Below are 3551 nucleotides of genomic sequence, written 5' to 3' on the forward strand. Positions count from 1 at the left end.
GAGCCGCTAATCGTCGCACGTGGCTGTACCGCCTTCGTCCATCGGTGGTACAAGGTGAATACACCGCTATAGATAACGCACTAATAAGAACAGCGCCTATAACTGAAGCAATTACGCCCCCTACAATGATGCGCTGGAGCCCTATTGATATTCCTTCAAAGCCCACTGATTTTATTGATGGCTTAATTACAATGGCTGCAAATGGCAGTGCCAATGGGCAAACCGGTATGGGTATTCATGTTTATGTTGCTAACAGTTCTATGAAAGGGCGTTATTTTTGTAATGCCGATGGTGAGCTATTGTTTGTGCCTCAGCATGGCGAACTGTTATTACACACTGAATGTGGAAAGCTCACAGTAAAGCCGGGGGAAATTGCCGTCATTCCTCGCGGGATTAAATTTTCGGTTGATTTAATTGATGAAACCGCACGTGGCTACATTTGTGAAAACTATGGTCATGCATTTGAACTTGCCGAGCGCGGCCCCGTCGGTGCAAATGGCTACGCCAACGACAGAGACTTTAAATACCCTGTTGCTGCATTTGAAGATAAAGAAGGTAGCTTTGAATTAGTCACTAAATTTAACGGTCATTTATTTAGTTGCCCTATCACACACTCGCCTTTTGATGTAGTTGCTTGGACCGGTAACAGCGCACCGTACAAATACGACTTAGCGCGTTTTAATGTTATTAATACCGTGAGTTTTGACCACCCAGATCCTTCTATATTTACTGTACTTACCTCCCCTTCAGCCACTGAAGGCATGGCAAATGTAGATTTTGTAATTTTTCCACCGCGCTGGATGGTAGCTGAAAATACATTTAGACCTCCTTACTATCATCGCAATATTATGAGTGAGTTTATGGGCTTAATAGAAGGGGTTTACGATGCAAAAGAGCACGGGTTTGTACCAGGAGGCGCTAGTTTGCATAATTGTATGTCGCCACATGGGCCTGAAGCCGAGGTGTTCGAAAAAGCATCTAACGCTGAGCTTGCACCGCAAAAATACGAGAACACGTTGGCCTTCATGTTCGAGTCTCGTTACATAATATCGCCCACTAAATATGCCCTTGAAGGAAAAGAGCGCCAAACTCATTACACTCAGTGCTGGCGTAGTATCACAAAACATTTTACAGGCGAGGAATAATAACAATGAAACTATACAGCTACTTTCGCTCATCTGCCGCATACCGTGTACGCATAGCACTTAATTTAAAAGGCATTGAGCATGATATGCAATTCGTTAATTTACTTAAATCTGAACAGCTAGCTCAGCCTTACTTAGATAAAAATGTGCAAGGTTTACTTCCTGCTCTTGAAACGGACGAAGGCATATTAGCGCAATCACTGGCTATTTTAGAGTGGTTAGATGAAAGCTATCCGCAAACGCCGTTAATTTATGGCACTGCATGGCAAAAAGCGCAAATTCGTAATATTAGCTATGCAGTGGCATGTGATATTCACCCAGTAAATAATTTACGAGTGCTGAAGTATTTAAGTAACGAATTGGGTGTAGACGAGCAAGCTAAATCCGCCTGGTATAGGCATTGGGTAGAGCTTGGGTTTGAAAAAATTGAAATGATGCTAAGTGAAAACAATGAGTTTTGCGTAGGCAATACACCCACTCTCGCTGATATATGTTTAGTGCCACAGGTATTTAATGCATTGCGTTTTAATGTAGATATGGCTGCGTATCCAAAAATTGCAGCCATTTATGCACGTTGTAATGCATTACCCGCTTTTAGTGACGCCGCGCCGCAAAATCAGCGCGATGCAGTTTAACTTTTTAATGCGCAGTGAATAACACTTACGTGCTCTATTAAATCAAGGCCCAGTTCGGTTAAATAGCCGCCATCTGGGCTGTCTATCACGCCTTTATCAAACAACCTTTGTGCCGCGCTTAATAAATTTGGTTCAGCATCCGAATGTAACTTAATCCCTTGCATTTTGCTCTCACGTGGAAATTTAGCTAATAACGTAAATTCATCTATCATTGTTTGATTAAATTGCATGTGTTCACCTTTTTATAATTGTGTGTTTAAGTCAGTGTTGCTTAACGCTATTACTTACCCTAGCATGTTTTTTAATCGTGTGTACTATTTTTAAACTATCAAAATTCGAGGTCGCTCATGCGCCATATTATGGTTTTATTTATTTTTTTAATTGCGTTCACTTTAGCCCCTAGCAGTTATGCAAAAACAGACAAAACACATTCTCTTATTGACGCTAATGAGATTATTAATAATGGTGATATTTGTTGGTACGACAACAAACGTTATAGTGAAGGCGCGCTGGTACAAGTACATTCTTTTACCTTAGTATGCGCTGCTAATAACCCGCAGCATAATAACAGTGAGCTAATTTGGCTAAAATTAGATAAAAAAGGCAATATTGTTTATCCCACAAAGCCTAAAACCATTACGGTCAATTAGCGCTAAAAGAGGATTTACGCTACAATGCGCACAGTTTAAATAAGTAGTATGGCTATGGATAATCAACCAAAAAATCCTCTTCATGGGGTAACGTTAGAACAAATTTTAGTAGAGCTTGAGCAGCGCTTAGGGTTTAAAGCCATGGGCGAGCAAGTAAACATTAAATGTTTTACCGACTCACCGAGTATTAAATCAAGCTTAAAATTTTTACGTAAAACCCCTTGGGCTCGCGATAAAGTTGAAGCTCTCTACTTACATACGTTAAGTAACAAACCGCTGCGTAAACCCAAAAGCGCTCAGCGCCCTAAGCCTGCCAGCCAAAGCGATAGCAGTGGTTTTGTTTGGCCAAGCATTAAAAAGTAACACACAAAAATGCACGTTAAATACGTGCATTTTGTATTTTATAGCTCCTTACTAATTACTTTTAACGAGGCGGGGTCAACTGTAATAGTAAGCGTATCCGCTGTTTTAATTTCACCATCCAGTACATACTTAATTTCTTCGTCTGCGGTTATCGTTACTTTTTTAGCGTTGGTATGATGCGAGCTAATTGCTAAATGCGTTTGTGTAATACTACTAAACATAAGTTCAGCAATGCTTAACACGCGAGTGGTGTTTTCATCACTAGGTAGCAGCCAATTAATGTCTAATAGGCCATCTTCGTGATCGGGCTGACCACCTCCTTGGGCTAATAACGTAGTAAATGGCGCAGCATTAGCTACAATAAAGCTATTTGTATTTACCTCCTGCATTTGATTATCATCAAGGGTGACATAAAGGGTTTGCGCTTTTTGCTCACTAAATGCCTGAAAAAAACCACTTAAATAGGCAAGCTGACCCGATTCGTTTTTTGAGTCTCTATCTGCTTTTTCTACCATTGATTGCTCATAACCAATCCCAGCTAACAACAGCATTAGCTCGTCATTACAATAGGCCGTATCAATTGTTTGGGTTTGCCCATCGATAATAAGATCGCAGGCCTGCTCAACAGGAATGATTTTAGAGCTAATCCCCATAAGCACATGCGCTAATGCATTGGCTGTGCCCATTGGGATAATACCCAGCTTGCACTGAGTGTTTACCAACACACTTGCTACTTCTGTCACGGTTCCATCGCCGCC

Annotated in this window: 6 protein-coding genes; 4 read left to right on the plus strand and 2 right to left on the minus strand. The window is 41.1% G+C overall.

Going from position 1 to position 3551, the window contains the following annotated elements; translation table 11 throughout:
• Both hmgA and maiA read left to right on the plus strand, forming a co-directional pair.
• On the plus strand, window positions 1–1145 hold a 1145-nt coding region (gene hmgA, locus L650_RS0102685; protein WP_029772093.1), incomplete at its 5' end, for a homogentisate 1,2-dioxygenase.
• Between the two features lie 5 nt (window positions 1146–1150).
• Window positions 1151–1780 carry a maleylacetoacetate isomerase gene (maiA, locus tag L650_RS0102690; protein WP_029772094.1) on the plus strand — a complete coding sequence of 210 codons (630 nt, stop codon included), beginning with the start codon at window positions 1151–1153 and terminating at the stop codon, window positions 1778–1780.
• On the opposite strand, the gene L650_RS0102695 is transcribed toward maiA, so the two are convergent.
• Window positions 1777–2010: a TIGR02647 family protein gene (locus tag L650_RS0102695; RefSeq protein WP_004588741.1), complete on the minus strand. Its 234-nt coding sequence runs from the start codon at window positions 2008–2010 to the stop codon at window positions 1777–1779. The genes maiA and L650_RS0102695 overlap by 4 nt on opposite strands.
• A 117-nt stretch (window positions 2011–2127) precedes the next feature.
• Between L650_RS0102695 and L650_RS0102700 the strand changes: the two genes are divergently transcribed.
• Window positions 2128–2430 carry a DUF1496 domain-containing protein gene (locus L650_RS0102700; protein WP_029772095.1) on the plus strand — a complete coding sequence of 101 codons (303 nt, stop codon included), beginning with the start codon at window positions 2128–2130 and terminating at the stop codon, window positions 2428–2430.
• Between the two features lie 54 nt (window positions 2431–2484).
• The gene (locus L650_RS0102705) at window positions 2485–2793 is read left to right on the plus strand and encodes a VF530 family DNA-binding protein (protein ID WP_004588743.1); all 309 of its coding nucleotides are present in this window, start codon (window positions 2485–2487) and stop codon (window positions 2791–2793) included.
• Between the two features lie 38 nt (window positions 2794–2831).
• Here the strand turns inward: L650_RS0102705 and L650_RS0102710 are convergent.
• The coding region (locus L650_RS0102710) for a diacylglycerol kinase family protein (RefSeq protein ID WP_029772096.1) at window positions 2832–3551 on the minus strand (720 nt) is incomplete at its 5' end.

Origin of the sequence: Pseudoalteromonas sp. TB51, assembly GCF_000498055.1 — a bacterium.
GTDB classification, from domain to species: domain Bacteria; phylum Pseudomonadota; class Gammaproteobacteria; order Enterobacterales; family Alteromonadaceae; genus Pseudoalteromonas; species Pseudoalteromonas atlantica.

What these genes read in the sequence shown, in the direction of transcription:
- maiA (WP_029772094.1), top strand. Translation starts at nt 1,151, where the DNA reads ATGAAACTATACAGCTACTTTCGCTCATCTGCCGCATACCGTGTACGC.
- L650_RS0102695 (WP_004588741.1), bottom strand. Translation starts at nt 2,010, where the DNA reads ATGCAATTTAATCAAACAATGATAGATGAATTTACGTTATTAGCTAAA.
- L650_RS0102700 (WP_029772095.1), top strand. Translation starts at nt 2,128, where the DNA reads ATGCGCCATATTATGGTTTTATTTATTTTTTTAATTGCGTTCACTTTA.
- L650_RS0102705 (WP_004588743.1), top strand. Translation starts at nt 2,485, where the DNA reads ATGGATAATCAACCAAAAAATCCTCTTCATGGGGTAACGTTAGAACAA.